Source organism: Pedobacter sp. (genome assembly GCF_045627485.1).
Lineage (GTDB): Bacteria > Bacteroidota > Bacteroidia > Sphingobacteriales > Sphingobacteriaceae > Pedobacter.
In genome coordinates, this window is sequence record NZ_JAZQNU010000195.1 from 1 (window position 1) to 1,810 (window position 1,810).

The following is a 1,810-nucleotide window of genomic DNA, read 5'->3' on the forward strand; positions in this document are numbered from 1 at the left end:
TGGCTCTGGAAGAAGTCCGATTGCACCTTTTTTGCTTGCAACTTTTTGTGCAACATCGGCGTGATTATCGAGCCACTTTACTTTAACATCTGTGCCAAGTTTTAGACCTGCCGACTTCAAAAGAGTTTCCAAAACATATTCCGGAGTTCCACCTTTTCCAGACCCAATTATAGTCTTGCCCTTTAGGTCTTGAAGCGACTGAACCGAATCGCCGTTTTCAACGATATACAAAACGCCGTTTACAACTGTAGTTAAAATTTGGATGTTGCCGTTTGTCTTGGCATAAAGTGTCGCACCTAAATTTGATGGTAGACATGCCGCATCGAGATCACCGCTTATCAATTTTTGCACGGCATCAGTTGGTGCCTGATAAAGCTCCAAATCTATTTTCGAATTATCATTTAAATCGATTAGTCCCATGCCAGTCGGTCCGGCAAGAGTTCCGATTCTTAAATTACCTGAAAGCTTGCTACCACCGCAAGATATAAGCACAAAACTCATTGAGATAATTAAACATAAAGCTAATATTTTCTTTTTCATTTTTCTTACCTCCTATTTCTTCGAATAAACTGTTTTAGTGCTGACGCCTTGCAATGCTCCGAGCTTTCCTGAGAGGGCACTGATGTCATCCATCGGTGCATCAATTACTATACTAATTATAGATACATCTTTTGCATCGTAGGGAACTCCCATCCTGCCTTGGATGAACTTCGCATACTCACTTAGAAGCTCATTCACTTTTGGTGCCACATTTCTTTCCTCTACGATGATTCCAATTATTGCTAATCTTGTTTCCATCAGCTACCTCCTTTCATTAAAAAATGCGCCTATACGAAAGGCGCATTACAAAAACTAATTGCTTATTGTATGTTTTGCCTTTCCCCTCAGTTAAACCTTCGGGCGTCAGTACAAATTGTATTTTATATTTTACTACTTTTCTCTAAGGTTTGCAAACCAGTAAGCGATGCCCACCATGAATCCGCCGATGATATTTCCAATTGTTACTGGAAGCAAGTTCGCTGCGAAGAAGTTGCCCCATGTAAGTGCTGCTGTGTCGATTCCTGCGGCAGCTGCAGCTTCGGCGTAAGCATCTATTCCATTTGCGAAAAGTCCTGCTCCGATGTAGTACATGTTTGCAACGCTGTGTTCAAATCCGCAAAGTACGAATAACATGATTGGCCAGAAAATTCCAAGAACTTTTCCTGCGGCATCCTTTGCTGCCATTCCTAGCCATACGGCTATGCATACAAGGAAGTTACAGAAAATTCCTTTAATTAGCGCATCGCCAAATGGCATGCTGCACTTTGCTACTGCCGTCGAAATTACCGATACTGCCATTCCGTTATCGAACAGCGAAACCTGATGGCTGAACACTGCTCCTGCGGCAACGATAAGTCCGCCGATGAAGTTTCCAAAATAAACTAAGAGCCAATTCCTAAGCATACCGCCGATCGTGGCTTTTTTCTCCAGTACCGGAATTATTAACAGGCAGTTTCCAGTGAATAGCTCACTCCCTGCAATTACTACCATAATAAGTCCTGCTGGGAATATACATGCCCCAACAAACTTCGCAACTGATGCGAGTTTAATCGATACTGCAGCTGTCGTTGCCCCAAGTCCTGCCAGACCGATAAACATGCCTGCTAAAATTCCTAGAACAATTGCTTTACCTGCTGGCAAATTGCACTTGCCAACCCCTACGTTTACATAATTACTTGCTACTTCCTTACTTGAATTTATCATTTTCTTTTCGTCCTCTTATTCGTTCAATAACTTTTCTCTAATTTCCTGTGGTACCATGCTTCCGCCT

Annotated in this window: 3 protein-coding genes; all 3 read right to left on the reverse strand. The window is 42.3% G+C overall.

Going from position 1 to position 1,810, the window contains the following annotated elements:
* Positions 1-540, reverse strand: a 540-nt coding sequence (locus ACR2F3_RS14955) for an ABC transporter substrate-binding protein (RefSeq protein WP_432710787.1), incomplete at its 3' end; no start/stop codon positions are given.
* 12 nt (positions 541-552) lie between these two features.
* Positions 553-798, reverse strand: coding sequence for a TM1266 family iron-only hydrogenase system putative regulator (locus ACR2F3_RS14960; RefSeq protein WP_432710788.1), 246 nt, complete (start codon positions 796-798; stop codon positions 553-555).
* Positions 799-930: 132 nt separating this feature from the next.
* A complete protein-coding gene (locus ACR2F3_RS14965) occupies positions 931-1,743 on the reverse strand; it encodes a formate/nitrite transporter family protein (protein ID WP_432710789.1) in 813 nt (270 codons plus the stop codon).
* Between the last annotated feature and the right edge of the window lie 67 nt (positions 1,744-1,810).

What these genes read in the sequence shown, in the direction of transcription:
- ACR2F3_RS14965 (WP_432710789.1), bottom strand. Translation starts at nt 1,743, where the DNA reads ATGATAAATTCAAGTAAGGAAGTAGCAAGTAATTATGTAAACGTAGGG.
- ACR2F3_RS14960 (WP_432710788.1), bottom strand. Translation starts at nt 798, where the DNA reads ATGGAAACAAGATTAGCAATAATTGGAATCATCGTAGAGGAAAGAAAT.